At 38.7% G+C, this 253-nt stretch carries 1 protein-coding gene; it reads right to left on the bottom strand.

The window, feature by feature from the left end:
- Positions 1-39: 39 nt before the first annotated feature.
- Positions 40-253, bottom strand: a 214-nt coding sequence (locus LZD48_RS18655; RefSeq protein WP_235764160.1) for a hypothetical protein, incomplete at its 5' end; no start/stop codon positions are given.

The raw sequence follows: 253 nt of genomic DNA, 5'->3' as shown, positions 1-253 counted from the left end.
ATTGATTGTATGTAATGAGTGGCGTTCGATTTCGATTTTTTAGGATATCTTCGTAATTCTGTTCACTACCATATCCGGCATCTGCGACAATAAATTCCGGCAGCTCAAAAAAGTTAGCTTCAATCGTTCTTCTTCAATCAATTCCTTCTCCACCAATTGATTACGAAACTGCACAAAACATTCTCGTAAGATATTTTCAACAAGGGGATTTGAACGAAAGCGATTAATCGTGCGATAAGTCGGCTCGTAGCCT

Source organism: Oceanobacillus alkalisoli, assembly GCF_021556485.1.
Classification (GTDB): Bacteria; Bacillota; Bacilli; order Bacillales; family Amphibacillaceae; genus Oceanobacillus; species Oceanobacillus alkalisoli.
The sequence above is the reverse complement of the archived record's forward strand: the minus strand, read 5'-3'. Positions and strand labels throughout refer to the sequence as shown.